12 protein-coding genes are annotated in these 15,282 nt (G+C 69.8%); 5 read left to right on the forward strand and 7 right to left on the reverse strand.

Annotation, left to right across the window (positions count from 1 at the left end):
- Positions 1 to 43 precede the first annotated feature (43 nt).
- The 5 genes from AB0M56_RS03155 to AB0M56_RS03175 all read left to right on the forward strand — a co-directional run bounded on the left by AB0M56_RS03155 (position 44) and on the right by AB0M56_RS03175 (position 5,264).
- On the forward strand, positions 44 to 550 hold the full coding sequence (locus AB0M56_RS03155; RefSeq protein WP_364170456.1) for a phosphoribosyltransferase: 507 nt from the start codon (positions 44 to 46) through the stop codon (positions 548 to 550).
- The gene (locus tag AB0M56_RS03160) at positions 547 to 1,269 is read left to right on the forward strand and encodes an oxidoreductase (protein ID WP_364170459.1); all 723 of its coding nucleotides are present in this window, start codon (positions 547 to 549) and stop codon (positions 1,267 to 1,269) included. Before AB0M56_RS03155 ends, AB0M56_RS03160 begins: the two co-directional genes overlap by 4 nt.
- 88 nt (positions 1,270 to 1,357) lie before the next feature.
- A complete protein-coding gene (locus AB0M56_RS03165) occupies positions 1,358 to 2,131 on the forward strand; it encodes a 3-hydroxybutyrate dehydrogenase (RefSeq protein ID WP_364170461.1) in 774 nt (257 codons plus the stop codon).
- Between the two features lie 32 nt (positions 2,132 to 2,163).
- On the forward strand, positions 2,164 to 3,480 hold the full coding sequence (locus AB0M56_RS03170) for an MFS transporter (protein ID WP_364170464.1): 1,317 nt from the start codon (positions 2,164 to 2,166) through the stop codon (positions 3,478 to 3,480).
- Positions 3,477 to 5,264, forward strand: coding sequence for a GAF domain-containing protein (locus AB0M56_RS03175; protein ID WP_364170467.1), 1,788 nt, complete (start codon positions 3,477 to 3,479; stop codon positions 5,262 to 5,264). Before AB0M56_RS03170 ends, AB0M56_RS03175 begins: the two co-directional genes overlap by 4 nt.
- On the opposite strand, the gene AB0M56_RS03180 is transcribed toward AB0M56_RS03175, so the two are convergent.
- From AB0M56_RS03180 to AB0M56_RS03210, 7 genes are all read right to left on the reverse strand, one after another.
- Positions 5,251 to 6,345: a HoxN/HupN/NixA family nickel/cobalt transporter gene (locus AB0M56_RS03180; protein ID WP_364170470.1), complete on the reverse strand. Its 1,095-nt coding sequence runs from the start codon at positions 6,343 to 6,345 to the stop codon at positions 5,251 to 5,253. The two genes, AB0M56_RS03175 and AB0M56_RS03180, sit on opposite strands and share 14 nt — an antisense overlap.
- A gap of 192 nt (positions 6,346 to 6,537) precedes the next feature.
- Complete coding sequence (murQ, locus tag AB0M56_RS03185; protein WP_364170473.1) at positions 6,538 to 7,467, reverse strand: N-acetylmuramic acid 6-phosphate etherase; 930 nt, start codon at positions 7,465 to 7,467, stop codon at positions 6,538 to 6,540.
- 17 nt (positions 7,468 to 7,484) lie between these two features.
- Positions 7,485 to 8,486 carry a MurR/RpiR family transcriptional regulator gene (locus AB0M56_RS03190; RefSeq protein ID WP_364170476.1) on the reverse strand — a complete coding sequence of 334 codons (1,002 nt, stop codon included), beginning with the start codon at positions 8,484 to 8,486 and terminating at the stop codon, positions 7,485 to 7,487.
- A gap of 211 nt (positions 8,487 to 8,697) precedes the next feature.
- Positions 8,698 to 10,473, reverse strand: a complete 1,776-nt coding sequence (locus AB0M56_RS03195; RefSeq protein ID WP_364170479.1) for a serine hydrolase domain-containing protein — start codon at positions 10,471 to 10,473, stop codon at positions 8,698 to 8,700.
- 11 nt (positions 10,474 to 10,484) lie between these two features.
- On the reverse strand, positions 10,485 to 11,753 hold the full coding sequence (locus AB0M56_RS03200) for a DUF1343 domain-containing protein (RefSeq protein WP_364170481.1): 1,269 nt from the start codon (positions 11,751 to 11,753) through the stop codon (positions 10,485 to 10,487).
- Positions 11,750 to 13,573 (reverse strand): glycoside hydrolase family 3 N-terminal domain-containing protein, encoded by a 1,824-nt coding sequence (locus tag AB0M56_RS03205; RefSeq protein WP_364170484.1) that lies wholly within the window; start codon positions 13,571 to 13,573, stop codon positions 11,750 to 11,752. The genes AB0M56_RS03200 and AB0M56_RS03205 overlap by 4 nt, the downstream gene beginning before the upstream one ends.
- Before the next feature lie 578 nt (positions 13,574 to 14,151).
- Positions 14,152 to 14,997 carry an HAD-IB family hydrolase gene (locus AB0M56_RS03210; RefSeq protein WP_364170487.1) on the reverse strand — a complete coding sequence of 282 codons (846 nt, stop codon included), beginning with the start codon at positions 14,995 to 14,997 and terminating at the stop codon, positions 14,152 to 14,154.
- Positions 14,998 to 15,282: the final 285 nt, after the last annotated feature.

The following is a 15,282-nucleotide window of genomic DNA, read 5'->3' on the forward strand; positions in this document are numbered from 1 at the left end:
CGGTTGCTTATGCTCGCGGGAACGACCGAGGAGAGGCATGGGCATGGCTGAAGACGGCGCGGCACGGGAAGAACTCACCTGGGAGTTGTTCGGCACCGCCAGCAGGGAGCTTGCCGAGCAGGTCGCCGCCGACGGCTTCGAGCCCGACCTCATCCTCTCCATCGCCCGCGGCGGGCTGTTCGTCGCCGGCGCGCTGGGCTACGCGCTGGACGTGAAGAACCTGCACGTGATGAATGTGGAGTTCTACACCGGCGTCGACCAGCGCCTCGACCTGCCGGTGATGCTGCCGCCGGTGCCGAACGTCGTGGACCTGAGCAACAAGAGGGTGCTCGTCGCCGACGACGTGGCTGACACCGGCGCAACGCTCAAGCTCGTGCGCGACTTCTGCGCCGATCACGTGGCCGACGTGCGCTGCGCCGTGATCTACGAGAAGCCGCATTCGACGGTCTCCAGCGAGTACGTGTGGCGCCGCACCGACCGCTGGATCAACTTCCCGTGGTCGGTCCTGCCGCCGGTCGTCAAGCGCGCCGGGCAGGTGCTCGACGCATGAGCGATCCGCTCAAGCCGCTCCTGGAGCTCGACGGCGTCGCCGCCGCGGCCAAGGCGGCGCAGGACGCGGTGTTCGCCGTGCACCGCCTGCCTGCCAACCTGCGCGGCGGCGCGGAAACGGCCGCCGAGGCGTCGGTGCGCGCCGCGCGAGCGTCGGCCGGCATCGACGGCGCGAACCCTGAGCTGCCCGCCGACGGCGCGGTCGCCGACCCCCTGCTCGCCGGCGCCCTGCGCGTGGCCGAGTCGCTGGAACCACTCCTGCCGACCTGGCGGCGCGCGCCGTTGCAGGCGTTGGCCCGCCTGCACGTCCTGGCCGCCGCCGACGTCGTCGACGATCCCGACGCACTCGGCCGGCCCCTTGCCGGAGGTGAGCGCCTGGAGCTGCTGGCCCAGCTCGTCACGGGGGCGACCTCCGTGCCCGGGCCGGTGCTCACGGCCGTGGTGCACGGCGAGCTGCTGGCCCTGCGCCCCTTCGGCTCGGCCGACGGCGTGGTCGCCCGCGCGGCGGCGCGCCTGTCGATGATCGCGACGGGCCTGGACCCGAAGGCGCTGACCGTGCCGGAGGTGGCGTTCTTCCGGCGCGTGCCGAAGTACGTCGAGCTCGCTTCCGGCTTCGCCGCCGGGACGACGGACGGGGTGCGGGAGTGGCTGCTGTTCTGCTGTGAGGCGTTCGAAGCGGGTGCGCGGGAGGCTCGCAGCATTTCGTCCGCCGCCGGTTAGGGGTGTGGTCCGGCCACACTGGGTCTCGCCGGGCTGTGGTGGCCGGACACATGGTCGGCGAGGTGGGCGAGACCTAACCTCGTAGCCCATGACCAGTGGGGTACGTCACAGCTCACAAGGCGACCTTGATGGCCGCGTCGCCCTCGTGACCGGCGGTGCGAGCGGAATCGGGCTCGCCTGCGTTCGCGCGTTGGCCGCGGCCGGGGCGAAGGTGCACGTCGTCGACCTCGACGCGCGCGGTGCCGAAGCGGCCGCGGCCGAGATCGGCGGCTGGGCGCACGTCGGTGACCTCACCGACCCCGCGGTGATCGACGCGTTGCCCGCCGAGCTGGACGTGCTGGTGAACAACGCCGGATTCCAGCACGTGGCCGCGCTGCCTGACTTCCCGCCCGAGCAGTTCGCGCGGATCCAGGCGCTGATGGTGACGGCGCCGTTCCTGCTGATCCGCCGGTCGCTGCCGGCGATGTACGCGCGCGGCTGGGGCCGGATCGTCAACGTCTCCAGCGTGCACGGCCTGCGCGCCAGCCCGTTCAAAGCCGCGTACGTCACGGCGAAACACGCGCTCGAGGGATTGTCCAAAGTGGCCGCTCTCGAAGGTGCGGAGCACGGCGTGACGTCCAACTGCGTCAACCCCGGCTACGTGCGCACGCCGCTGGTCACCGGCCAGATCGACGCGCAGGCCGCCGAACACGGCCTCGACGCCGATGAAGTCGTGGAGCAGGTGCTGCTGCGGCGCGCCGCGATCAAACGGCTCATCGAACCGGCGGACGTCGCCGACCTCGTGGTGTGGCTGTGCGGCGAGCACGCCGGGCACGTCACGGGCGCGTCGCTGCCCCTGGACGGCGGCTGGTCGGCCGCCTGAAACCCCGTCCCCACAACGAAGTGGAGTCTGCAGTGACAACACCAACCCGGGCCGGCCTGCTGCGCGTGGTCGGCGCGAGCCTGATCGGCACCACCGTGGAGTGGTACGACTTCTTCCTCTACACCTCGGCCGCCGCGCTCGTGTTCAACAAGCTGTTCTTCCCGAACGCCGACCCGCTCACCGGCACGCTGCTCGCACTGCTGACCTACGCGGTCGGCTTCCTTGCGCGACCCGTCGGCGGGCTGGTGTTCGGCCACTTCGGCGACCGCATCGGGCGCAAGCGCCTGCTCGTGGTGAGCCTGGTGATGATGGGCGGCTCGACGTTCCTCATGGGCGTGCTGCCCACGTACGGCGCCGTCGGCGTCCTCGCCCCGATCCTGTTGACGCTGCTGCGGCTCGTACAGGGCTTCGCGCTCGGCGGCGAATGGGGCGGCGCGGTGCTGCTCGTGTCCGAGCACGGCGACGACCGCCGGCGAGGTTTCTGGGCGTCATGGCCGCAGACCGGCGTGCCGGCCGGGAACCTGCTGGCCACGGCGGTGCTGGCGATCCTCGCCTCCGTGCAGTCCGACGCGACGTTCAACGCGTGGGGCTGGCGCATCCCGTTCCTGCTGTCGGGCGTGCTCGTGGCGATCGGGCTGTGGGTGCGGCTGGCCGTCGCGGAGTCGCCGGTGTTCCTCGCCGCGAAGGCCGCTGCAGGAGACGAGGAAGCCACGCCGATCGTCGACGTGTTCCGCGGGCACCTGCGCGGGCTGGTCGTGACGTTCGGGGCGCGGCTGGCGGAGAACGTGTCGTACTACGTGATCACGGCGTTCATCCTCGTCTACGTCACCACCGGGCTCGGCCTGCCGAAGGCGACGGGGCTGACGGCCGTGCTGGTCGCTTCGGCCGTGCACTTCGTGACGATTCCCTTGTGGGGCTTGCTCTCCGACAAGATCGGCCGCAAGCCGGTGTACTTGTTCGGCGTGGTCGGGATGGCCGCGTGGGCGTTCGGGTTCTTCTGGCTGCTGGACCTGCGCACGACGGGCGCGGTGATCGGCGCGGCGACCATCGGGCTCGTGGTTCACGGCGCGATGTACGGACCGCAGGCCGCGTTCTTCGCCGAGCAGTTCCCCACGCGCGTGCGCTACACGGGCCTTTCGGTGGGCGGCCAGCTGTCGTCCATCGCGGCGGGCGCGATCGCGCCGCTCATCGCCGTCGCGCTGTTCCAGGCGTACCACTCGACGCTGCCGGTTTCGGTCTACGTCGCCGCGATGTGCGTGCTGTCGGTGCTGGCCCTGCTCGGCGCGCGGGAGACGCGCGGTGAATCGCTGGAGGAGGCTCCCGCCGAACGGCGCTCAGTGACAGCATGACCTGTGTGGATCCCTACCGCCGGTTGCTCGAGCTGCTCGCCGCCGGGGCGAGCAGCGAGCAGCTGGCGCACGCCGCGCGCGAGTCCGGCGCCGACGCGACCGAGCTCGCGCTGCGCGTCCGCGAGACGCTTACCGAGCACCAGCGGCGGGAGGCCGAACTCACGGCGTTGTTCGACACCGCGAGCGACCTCGCGCGGCTGCGTGACCCGGACGCGGTGCTGCGCTCGATCGTGCGGCGGGCGCGGACTCTGCTCGGTGTCGACGTGTCGTACCTGAGCCTGAACGACGAGGCCGCCGGCAAGACCTACATCCGGGTCACGGACGGCTCGGTTTCCGCGTTGTTCCAGCAGATCGTGCTCGGCATGGGCGAGGGGCTCGGCGGGCTCGTGGCCCAGACCGCGCGGCCGTATGCGACGGCGGACTACTTCGCCGACGCGCGCTTCCGCCATACCTCACCCATCGACACCGGCGTGCTGGAGGAGGGCCTCACGGCGATCCTCGGCGTGCCGCTGGCCATCGGCGGCAAAGTGCTGGGTGTGCTCTACGCGTCGGACCGTGCGCCGCGCGAGTTCTCGACGGCGGAGGTCGCGCTGCTGTCGTCGCTGGCCAACCACGCGGCGATCGCCCTGGACAGCGCGCACCTGCTCGACGAGACGCGCCGCTCGGCCGCCGAGCTCAACGCAGTGAACGCGACCATGCGCCGCGCCGACGAAGCTCACGACCGCCTGATGGACCTCGTGCTCCGGGGCGGTGACCTGCCGGAAGTCGCCGCGGAGGTGGCGGGCGTGCTGCGTGGCGAGATTGCCGTCCACGACGCTTCGGGGGATTTGCTGGCGGGCTCCTTGCTGTCGTTCGACGCGCCGGCGGTGGCTTCTTCGCGCGGCAGCGGGCGCGCGGAGTCCACATCGGACACCTGGGTGTGCGCGGTGCGGGCCGGTCAGGAACTGCTGGGCAGCCTCACGCTGGCGGGACGGCCGGAGCTGGCGGGTGCGGACCGGCGGTTGTTCGAGCGCGCGGCCGTGGTCACGGCGTTGCTGCTGATGCTGCGCCGGTCCGTGGCGCAGGCCGAGGACGAGGTGCGCGGCGAGCTGCTCACGGATCTGCTGACGGCACCCGCGCGCAACCCGGCGTCGTTGACAGCCCGTGCGCGACGGCTGGGTGTCGACTTGTCGGCGCCGCACGTGGTGCTCGTCGCCCACGCGCCGGGGATTTCCCGCCGTGGCCTCGCGTCGGCGTGCGCGCGGTACGGCGACCTGGTGGGTGTGCACGCGGAGCAGGTGGTCGCTCTCGCGCCGGACGGCGTCGGGGCGGCCAAGGTGGCGCGTGAGCTTCAGTCCGTTGTGGACTGTCCGGTGACGGTCGGTGCGGCCGGCCCCGCGAAGGGTCCCGCCGCGCTCGCCCACGCGTACGCCGAGGCTGTTCGTTGCGTCAGCACGCTGCTCGCCGTGGGCCGCGAAGGCGACGGCGCGGCGATGGCCGAGCTGGGTTTCCTCGGCGTGTTACTGGGCCGCCATGCCGACCTGCCCGCCTACGTCACGGCCACGCTCGGCCCGGTCCTGGACTACGACTCCCGCCGCGGCACCGACCTCATCGGCACGCTGCGCGCGTACTTCGCGGCCGGTGGAAATCTCGCACGCGCCAAGGACGAGCTGCACGTCCACGTGAACACCGTGGTGCAGCGCCTCGACCGCGTCTCCGCGCTGCTGGGCGACGACTGGCGCGAGCCCGAACGCGCGCTGGAGATCCAGCTCGCGCTGCGCGTCGAGCGGCTCAGTGGTCAGTGAGCCGCGCCGACCACTTCTCCTCGATCCGCCCGAACCGCCACACGGCGAGCGCGACCAGCCAGGTCAGGATGAACAGCCCGACGATCGCGAACCCGACGTAGTCGAGGTCCACGTCGGCGATGATGGCGAGCGGCCCGTGCGTGATGTCGAGCTGGTCGGCGAGGATCGACACGAGCTCGATCGTGCCGATGACCAGCGCCACGGCCACGGAAAGCGCCGTGACCGTGATGTTGTAGTAGATCTTGCGGATGGGCCGCGAAAACGCCCAGCCGTAGGCGAAGTTCATGAACACGCCGTCGGCGGCGTCGAACAGGCTCATGCCGGCGGCGAAGAGCACGGGCAGCACGAGGATCGCGTACCAGGGCAGTGCGAACGCCGCCGCGCCGGCCGCGAGGACCAGCAGCCCGATCTCCGTCGCGGTGTCGAACCCGAGTCCGAAGAGGACGCCCACGGGGTAGATGTGCCACGGCTTGCGCACGGCCTTCGTCGCACCGCGCAGCAGGCGGTTCATGAACCCGCGCTTGTCGAGTTGGCGTTCCAGCGCGGCTTCGTCGAGCTCACCGCGGCGCATCCGCGCGAAAACCCGGACGATCCCGACGAGCGCCACGAGGTTGATGATCGCGATGAGGTAGAGGAAAACGCCCGAAACCGACGTGCCGATGAGCCCGGTCGTCTCGTGCAGCGTCGACCCGTCGTCTTCGAGTTGCCCGGCGACCGCCCGAACGCCGAACGAGAGCAAGAGGCACAACCCGAACACGATCGTCGAGTGCCCCAGCGAGAACCAGAACCCGACCGACAGCGGCCGCTGGCCCTCGGACATCAGCTTGCGCGTGGTGTTGTCGATCGCCGCGATGTGGTCGGCGTCGAACGCGTGGCGCATGCCGAGCGTGAACGCCGTGACCCCCAGCCCGATGCCGAAGACCCCCGACGCCCCGAGGTCGTAGTGGTGCGGCGCGATGAACAGCACCAGCACACCCCAGCCCACGAGGTTCAGCAGCAGGATCACCGCCGCCATTCCGGACAGCGACACCCACTCCCGCCTCGACAGCGGCTGCCTGGTCCGAGGTTGTAGGTCGACCATGGCGATTCTGCCTTCCCCTCGCTGACAACACCTGAGAGATTAGGCAGGTGAACAGATGAACCGCAATAAGCTCAGGTTCACAAAAGAGCCCCTCATCAGGAGATGAGGGGCTCTTGACCGAATTGCGTCGTTGCCGTTTTTGGCCGACCACCACGCGAGCTCGCACGCCTCGGCGGAGCCGAGGCCAAAGACTCAGCTTGCGCGAAGGTGCAGCGAGTCCAAGGCCTTGCGCACGTGCCCGCTGTTGGCTTCCAACGCCGCCGCGGAGTGCTCGACGTCGGAGCCCGACAGCAGGTGCACGAGGGCCGTCTTGAGGTCGCCGCCGGCCTCGGTGAGGGCGTCGGAGCAGTCGGCCATGGTCAGGCCCGTGGCTTCCTGCAGGATGCGGATCGTGCGGCCGCGCAGCTTCGCGTTCGTGGCCCGCATGCTGACCATCAGGTTCGAGTAGGTCTTCCCCAGCTTGATCATCGTGGCCGTGGAGAACGCCGTGAGGATCAGCTTCTGCGCCGTGCCCGCCTTCATCCGGGTCGAGCCGGCGATCACCTCCGGGCCGGTGGCCACGGCGATGAGCGCGTCGACGCCGGCCGGCTTCGACGCGCGCGGGTTGGCCGAGACCAGCCCCGTGTGCGCGCCGAGGCGGCTCGACGCCTCGAGCGCGCCGAGCACGAACGGCGTGCGCCCGGAGGCGGCGAGGCCGAGCACGAAGTCGCCCGGCTGCACCACAGCAGCGAGCTCGGCCGCGCCGGCCTCGTCGTCGTCCTCGGCGTTCTCCACCGCCTGCCGCAGGGCCTTCTCGCCGCCCGCGTGGTGCGCGACGAAGAGGTCCGGCGGCACGTTGAACGTCGGCACGAGCTCGGCCGCGTCCAGCGTCGCCAGGCGGCCCGACGTGCCCGCCCCGACGTAGTGCACGCGGCCGCCGCCCCGCAGGGCTTCCACGGCGTAGTCGACCGCGCGCGCCAGCTGGGGCAGCACCGCGGCCACCGCGTCGGGCACCCGGCGGTCCTCGGCGTTGATGGCGCTGAGGATCCCCATGGTGGACATCAGGTCGATGTCCACCGTGCGGGGGTTGCGCTGCTCGGTCGGCGAATCGACGTGTACCGCCTGCGTGGGGACGGACATCATGCGCCTCGTTTCTCGGTTCACTTACCGGTTTCCCGCGGACGGCGGCGACCGTCGGGCCTGACCCCGAGCCGGTGCGAGCCGACCGCGTCCCTCGTCGCGTCCAGCGCGCTGACGGAGGCGTCCATGTGCCGCTGCGCGACCCCGATGAACAGGCAGTCGATCACGGTGAGCTGCGCGATGCGGCTCGCCGTGGCCCCGGAACGGAAGGTGGTTTCCCGTGCGGCCGTGGTGAGCACGTGGTCGGCGACCTCCGTGATCGGCGAACGCGGGAAGTTCGTGACGGCGACGGTGACCGCGCCGTGCTCGCGGGCGACGCGCAGCGCCTCCACGGTGTCGGTGGTCGCGCCCGTGTGGGAGACGCCGATGGCGACGTCGCCGGGGCTGAGCACCGCGGCCGAGGTGAGCATGATGTGCGTGTCGGACCACGAGAAGCTCACGCGGCCGATGCGGTGCAGCTTCTGCTGCAGGTCGGCGGCCACGAACGCGCTCGCGCCCACGCCGTAGACGTCCACGCGGCCGGCCTCGGCCACGAGGTCGATCACGCGCTGCATGGTCGCGACGTCGAGCTGGTCGGCCGTCTCCTCGACGGCGCGTGCGTCGGCGAAGCTGACCTTGCCGATCACGGCCGCGAGGTCGTCGTCCGGAGCGATCTCGCCACCGAGGTTGCGCGTGGTTCTGGCTTCGGTGCGCGCGGTGTCCGCGGCCAGCGCGATGCGCAGCTGCGGGTACCCGCCGACGCCGACGGCCTTGCAGAACCGCGTCACCGTGGTCTCACTGGTGCTGGCGGCGAGGGCGACCTCGGTGATGCTCCGGCGCGCCACCGACGCGGGGTCTTCCAGCACGACCTTCGCCACGCGCTGCTCGGCGCGGGCGAGCCCGGGCAGCAGCGAGCGGATGCGGACCAGCGGGCTCGCATCGGCGTCACGCACAGTGGCCTGAGCTGGGGTTTGCTCGGACGGTGCCGGGATGGTTACGGAATCGGCATCGTCGACCGTCGGAAAGTTACTAACCGTTGGCATTTGCGACAAGGCTACCCACATCCTTCGGCAGGATCGCAACCCGTCCGTGTCTGCGGACTTCGTTTTGCGATTAATCGTTGACCAGAAAGTCGCTAACCAGGTCGACCTTGTTAACGAGCTCAAGCTAACGACTTGGCAACTTAGTGTCGCCCCGCAAAAGGCTTCGGATCGCTGAGTGGGAGGGCCAGTTCGGCGCTGCGCGACACCCCGGTCACCGAGCGCTCAAAATCCACCCGGTCGCGGTGAGTGCCGACGGATTCCGCTCACCATCGAGAACTGTCCGGCCGCGTTCGGTGACTTTCACACCGTCGACGGAAACTCCGCGTCCGGTGTAACTCGCGTCGGTGTTGTAACGCCAGCGCAGTGTCGTAACGCTCGAGGCCGGTACTTCTGCCGTCACGCGCCACCAGGCACGGTGTCCGTGACCTGAGAGCGACGTCACCTGTCCGGGGGGTGCGCCTGCTCCGTTTGCATGAACGGCGACTGGTTGCCAATAAACGCCGTCCGAGGACGATTCCAGCTGAAGTGGATCAGTCGGACCTTCCGTATCCACAAAGGCGTAGAAGGAGACCTGTAGCGGGCCGCCGGATCGCGATGTCAAGGGCTGCGTACTCAGCGTAGCCGTCGACTTGTCGCCGAGGCCCGCGAACCACGCGTCCCGGCCCTGAACGGGCTTCACAGCCATGGCTTGGGCCAGCGAACTGGCCCAGACCTCGCGGGCCGTGTTGATGGAGCCCCAGTTACGACTCGGGTGCACTCGGTTGGTCAGCAACAACGCGAACGACCGCGATTCCGGGTCGATGACCAGCGTCGTCCCGGTGAATCCGGTGTGGCCCGCCGTCACCGGTGAGGAAAGGGCACCCATGTACCAGGGCTGGTCGAGCTCGAACCCGAGGCCATGGGCGTCGTCGGGGAAGCGCTGGTTGTAGTTGGTCAGCATCGTCTCGACGGTGTCCGGACGCAGGATGCGCTTGCCCCGGTAGGTGCCGCCGTTGAGGATCGTCTGGCAGAGGATCGCCAGGTCGCTCGCGGTGGAGAACACGCCGGCGTGCCCGGCGACGCCGCCGAGGGACCACGCGTTCTCGTCGTGCACCTGGCCGCGCACGAGCCCGCGCGGCGGGTCGGCCTCGTACTCGGTCGCGGCGACGCGGTTCAGCTTCGACGCGGGCGGGTTGTAGCCGGTGTCGACCATGCCCAGCGGCGCGGTGATGCGGTCGTGCACCACCTTGTCGAGCGTCTGCCCGGTGAGCTTCTCGATGACGAAGCCGAGGGTGAGCATGTTGAGGTCGGAGTAGAGGTACGTCGTGCCCGGCGCGTTCTTCAGCGGGCTGTCGAGCACGGCCTTGCGGCGCGACGGGATGTCGGGGTAGCCCTGCCACAGCGAGGGCACGGGGTCGGCGTCGAAGCCGGACGTGTGCGTGAGCAGCTGCTCGATCGTCACGGCCTGCTTGCCGTTCACGCCGAACTCGGGCAGGTAGCGCACGACGGGTGCGTTGACGTCGAGCTTGCCCTGCTCCACCAGCTGCAGCGCAGCGATCGAGGTGAACAGCTTCGAGATCGACGCCATGTCGAAGATCGTGTCGTTCCGCATCGGGACCTGCTGGTCATTCGGCAGCTCGGTGCCCGCGGCGTCGGCATACCTCAGTGCCCCGCCGACGGCGTAGCGGTCGACGACCACGCCGTCGTGGGCGAGCAGGCCGACGGCGCCGGAGAAGTGCGGGTGGCCGGACGCGTCGGGCTGCGTCCAGCTCGCCAGGAACTGCTCGGCGGACTTGATGGGCCCGCCGTCGAGCCCGACGTCGGACGGCTTGCCTTCACGCAACGTCGTCGACGGCGCCGCGAAGCCGTGTCGCACCACGTCGAAGCGCCCGGCGAGCGGGTCGTGCTGCGTCGTGGTGGCGATGGCGGCGGCTCCTGCGATGGACGTGGTTGCGACCAGCACGGCCATCGCCATGCTCGTCGCGGCGAGCACCTTCCTAGCACGCATGACCGCTCTCCTCAGCGATAGATCAGGTAGGGCCGGCGCTTGCGGTCGAAGGCGGCGAGCTCGGCGCGCCAGGCGCCGGTGACCTCGTCGACCCCTCCGCCGGCGTCGATCATGGTGCGCAGCCGGTCGGAACCCGACAGCAAGTCGATGGCGTGGTCGGGCCGCCAGTCGAACGTTTGCGGCGCGACCTGCTTCGCGGTCACGAGCATCGCGACGGCGGTGGTGATCGCGTCGAAGGCCTTCGGATCAGTGACGGTGAGCTGCACGCCGCCGCAAGTCTCGTTCACGAACTTGCTGAACGTCGGCACGAAGTACGTCTCGCGGAAGCGCGCGCCGGGCAGGTCGAGCGCTTCGAGCTTGTCGCGCCAGTGCCAGTCGACACCCGGCGCGCCGATGATCTCGAACGGGCGCGTGGTGCCGCGGCCCTCCGCGAAGAGCGTGCCTTCGAACAGACAGGTGCCGGGGTAGACGATCGCGGTGTGCGGCGTCGGCATGTTCGGGCTCGGCATGACCCAGTCGAGACCGGTTTCGGCGAAGAGCATGTCTCGCCGCCAGCCGCGGACCTCGACGACGTCCAGCTTCGCCGGCTTCACGCCTTCGCCGGGCAGGAACTCGGTGTTGAACAGCCGCGCCAGCTCGCCGACGGTCATGCCGTGCTGCTGCGCGATCGGCTTGCGGCCGACGCCGGAGGCGAACTTAGGGTCGAGCACCGGGCCGGCGAGGCGGCCGCCGATCGGGTTCGGCCGATCGAGCACCACGAACGCCGCGCCGACCTTCGCCGCCGCGACCATCGCCGTGTAGAGCGACCAGATGTAGGTGTAGAAGCGGGCGCCGACGTCGGCGATGTCGAACACGACGGTGTCGAGGCCGGCCTTGGTGAACAGTGTCGCGAGCTTCACCGCGTCGGCGCCGTACGCGTCGTACACGGGGATGCCGGTGCGTGGATCCGTGTAGTCGCCTTCGGAACCGCCGGCCTGCGCGCTGCCGCGGAAGCCGTGTTCGGGGCCGAAGGCGGCGACGGGGCGGACCCCGGCGGCGACCATGTCGTCGACGATGTGGTCGCCGCTCGCGAGCACGCCGGTCGGGTTGGACAGCACGCCGAGCTTGCGGCCGGCGAGCGGGCGCCAGTGTTGGGCGGCGAGTTGTTCGGCGCCGGTGAGCACTTTTTGGTGGTGGCTCGGTTGCGCTGCCGGTGCTGCTTGCGCGACGGCCGAGCCGCCCGCGAGCACCGGGACGGCGAGCGCGGGGACGGCGAGGAACTTCCTGCGGTTGACGTTCACCAGCTCAGCCCATGTCCGAAGGGGTACTTGACGGTGTTCACGTCGGCGCCCGCCGGGACGTCGACGGGCAGCTTGCCGCTCGGCTTCGTCTCGCCGAGCACGACCTTCGCGAGCGCCTCGAGCGACGGTGTGATGTAGCCGTAGGTCGCGAGCCACGTGGGAACGGGGTTGGCGTACCCGGCGTCGTACGGGATCTGCGCGGCGACGGCGACCACGGGCTTGCCGGTGTCCATCAACGCCTGCAAAAGCTTGTTCTGCAAGGGAAATCCGCCGAGGTTGTTCGTGAGCACTACCACGAGGTCGGTCTTCGCGGCGGCCGCGGCGGCCTGGGCGATGAGGTCGTCCGACGGGGTTTGCCCGGTCTGCAGCGCGGTCGCCTGGGTGCCGTGGGCGGTGAGGCGGTTGGCGAGCGTCTGCGTGCTGGCCACGCCCCAGCCGGTGACGAGCGCGGTGGCGGGCTTCTGCTTGAGCGGCAGCACGCCCGCGTCGTTGGCGATCGCGGTGATCGAGCGGTCGGCGATGCCCTGCGCGGTGGCGAGGTGCGCCGGCGTGCCGACCTTCTTCCCGACGAGCGCCGGGTTGTCGAACGGCGCGGTGAGGATGCCGCGCTTGAGCTTCAGCTTGAGCACCCGCAGCACGCTCTGGTCGATCCGCTGCATCGGCAGGTCGCCGGACTTCACGGCGGAGATCACGGAGTTGATCGCGAGGTCGAGGTGCACCGGCATGAGCAGCTGGTCGATGCCGGCCTTCAGTGCCAGCACAGGGATTTCGGCGTCGCTGTGGATCTCGCGCACGCCCTGCATCTCCAGCGCGTCGGTGATCACCACACCGTTGTAACCCAGCTCGTTGCGCAGCTTGCCGGTGATGATCGGCTTCGACAGCGTGGCCGGCTCACCCGACGGGTCGAGGCTCGGGAACTGGATGTGGGCGCTCATGATCGAGTCGATGCCCGCGGCGATGGCGGCCTTGAACGGCGGCACGTCGATCTTGCGCCACTCGTCCTCGGTGCGGTCGATGCGTGGCAGGCCGGTGTGGCTGTCGGTGGCGGCGTCGCCGTGGCCGGGGAAGTGTTTTGCCGTGGAGGAAACGGTTTCGAAGGACGGGCCGGAGTTCTGGTAGCCCTTGACCTCGGCCGTCACGAACTGGCTCGCGAGCCCCGGCCGGCCGGCGAACGAGCGCACGCCGATCACCGGGTTGGCCGGGTTGGAGTTCACATCCGAGTCGGGCGCGAAGTCCTGGTTGATGCCGACGGCGCGCAGTTCGTGGCCGATGATCGTGGCCGCCTGCGTCGCGCTGTCGGTGCTGCGGCCGGCGGCGATGGCCATGGAGTTGGGGAACTCCGTGGCCGGAGCGCCCATCCGGGTGACGGTGCCGCCCTCCTGGTCGGTGCCGATCTGCAACGGGATGTGGGCGCCACTGGAGATCGCGGCCTGCTGCAGGCCGTTGGAGAGCTTCGCGACCTGGGTCGGGGTGTCGAAGTTGTCGCGGGTGTCGTTGTTGAAGTAGATGACGCCGCCGAGATGGTACTTGCGAACGACCTCGGCGGGCGTGTCGACGCCGAAGTCCGTCTGGTTCTTGGGGTTTACCTCATCGGCGGACTTGCCGTTCACCCAGGTGACGAACAGCTGCCCGACTTTTTCCTCGAGGCTGAGGCCGTGGAGCGCCTGCTGGGCGGCGGCGTCGAGGGAGGTCATCCCTTTCGCGTCCGGTGTGCCGCCTGAAGCGGTCGCGCCGATTCCGGCGACGGCGAGGAGCCCCGCGAGGGGGACGGCGAGTGCATGGATCCTCCGCGGGCGCGTGCGCGCGAGTCGGGTCGTCACGAAAGGGCCTCCCAGTGTCGTGCGCCGCGGGTGGTGAGAAGTCCACCTGGCGGCGCCGGTATCGGGAAGCTACTCACCGGCTTGGGCGTTGTCCATCGGCCGAGCGCAGGAACGTGGGGTTTCACCTGGGCATGCTGTGCGAAAGACACAGTGGTGGAAACACAGACACAGTGGCGGAAACGCTGGCGGCGCCCGTCGGCCGAAGCCGGCGGGCGCCGCCTGCAAGCGCGGAACATCTCGGGCGACCAAGCGTGCAACTCTGGTCGTACCTTCATGGACTCGGCGTCCGGCGTCCCGGTACGCAGTCCCTAGACGACGAGCCTCCCGCGGCGCGCTGCGCGTGGGTACCCGGAGTCCGCGCACGGAGGTTGCCCGGGGTGACAGAGGCTTCTCTTCTACCTCTGCCCTGGCCGGCTCAACGTCCGCACCTACTTTCTACGCCGTGAGCCCGGTCACTTCAAGAGTGTGGACGGGTGCACCGGTAAAAGAGGCTCGATCCGGTGATGCACATACCCTGAGCAACGGCCGATTCCGCTCTACGCTTGAGAAAATGGGTCGCGGTACCGCCGTGTGGGTGCCTAGCGCGGGGGCGTTCGGAACCGTCGGCGACGAACCAGGCTGTACCAGGTGGCGCCCGCCGCGAAGGCGCCCACACCGAGCGCGACCATGCCCGCGGACCGGGCGGGGATCCGGCTGCGCAGGGACATCGGGCGTTCGAACGCGAGGATCGGCCAGCCGCGTTCGCCGGCTTCGCGCCGCAGGAGCTTGTCGGGGTTCACCGCGTGCGGGTGGCCGACGGTCTCCAGGAGCGGGATGTCGGTGCTCGAATCGGTGTAGGCGAAGCACTCGGCGAGGTCGTACCCGTACGTCGCGGAGAGCTGCTTCGCGGCGACGGCTTTGTTGTCGCCGTAGCAGTAGAAGGCGACTTCGCCGGTGTAGCGCCCGTCGGCGATCTCCATGCGCGTGGCGACGCAACGCGTGGCGCCGAGCATCGCGGCGACGGGTGCGGCGACCTCTTCACCGGTGGCGGAGAGGACGACGACGTCGTGGCCGTCTGCGAGGTGGCGGTTGATGAGATCGGTGGCCTCGACGTACACGAGGGGGTCCACCACGTCGTGAAGCGTTTCCTGCACGATCGCGGAAACCTGGGCGACATCCCAGCCGGCGCAGAGCTTCGAGACCTCCGCGCGCATGCGTTCGGTCTTGTCGGCGTCGGCGCCCGCGAGGGAGAAGACGAGTTGTGCGTACGCGCTACGTAAAGCGGCTCGGCGGTTGATCAGCCCTTCTCTGAGTAATGGTTTGCTGAACGCCAGCGCGCTGGAACAAACGATGATGGTCTTGTCGAGATCGAAGAACGCGGCGACGGCTCGCCCGGGTTCTTCGGGGTGGGATTCGCGCGGCGGCGCGGTGCTGGGTTCGGCCACGTGATCAGGATAGGAGAAGCGGCGCCCGCGTCCTCGCGTTGATCGAACACCGGCGCGCCCGCTCGGCGGAAAATCCATGACAGCACAGTGCATCCGGCTTTGGATGCCGTTACCGAATCGTAGGTGTCGCTTGCGGCGCCAACCGGTGTCCGGGGGAGTTACAGTGTGGGAACCCGGTGTCCAACCGGGCCGGTTCAGTCCGACCCCCCGGGGCTGAACCCACGGCGGCCCTCGTCCCTCCCCCCTGGCGAGGGCCGCCCTCTTTTCCCGGGTAGTGCATTTTTT

This window comes from Amycolatopsis sp. NPDC051372, from assembly GCF_040682095.1.
In the GTDB taxonomy this organism is placed as follows: Bacteria; Actinomycetota; Actinomycetes; order Mycobacteriales; family Pseudonocardiaceae; genus Amycolatopsis.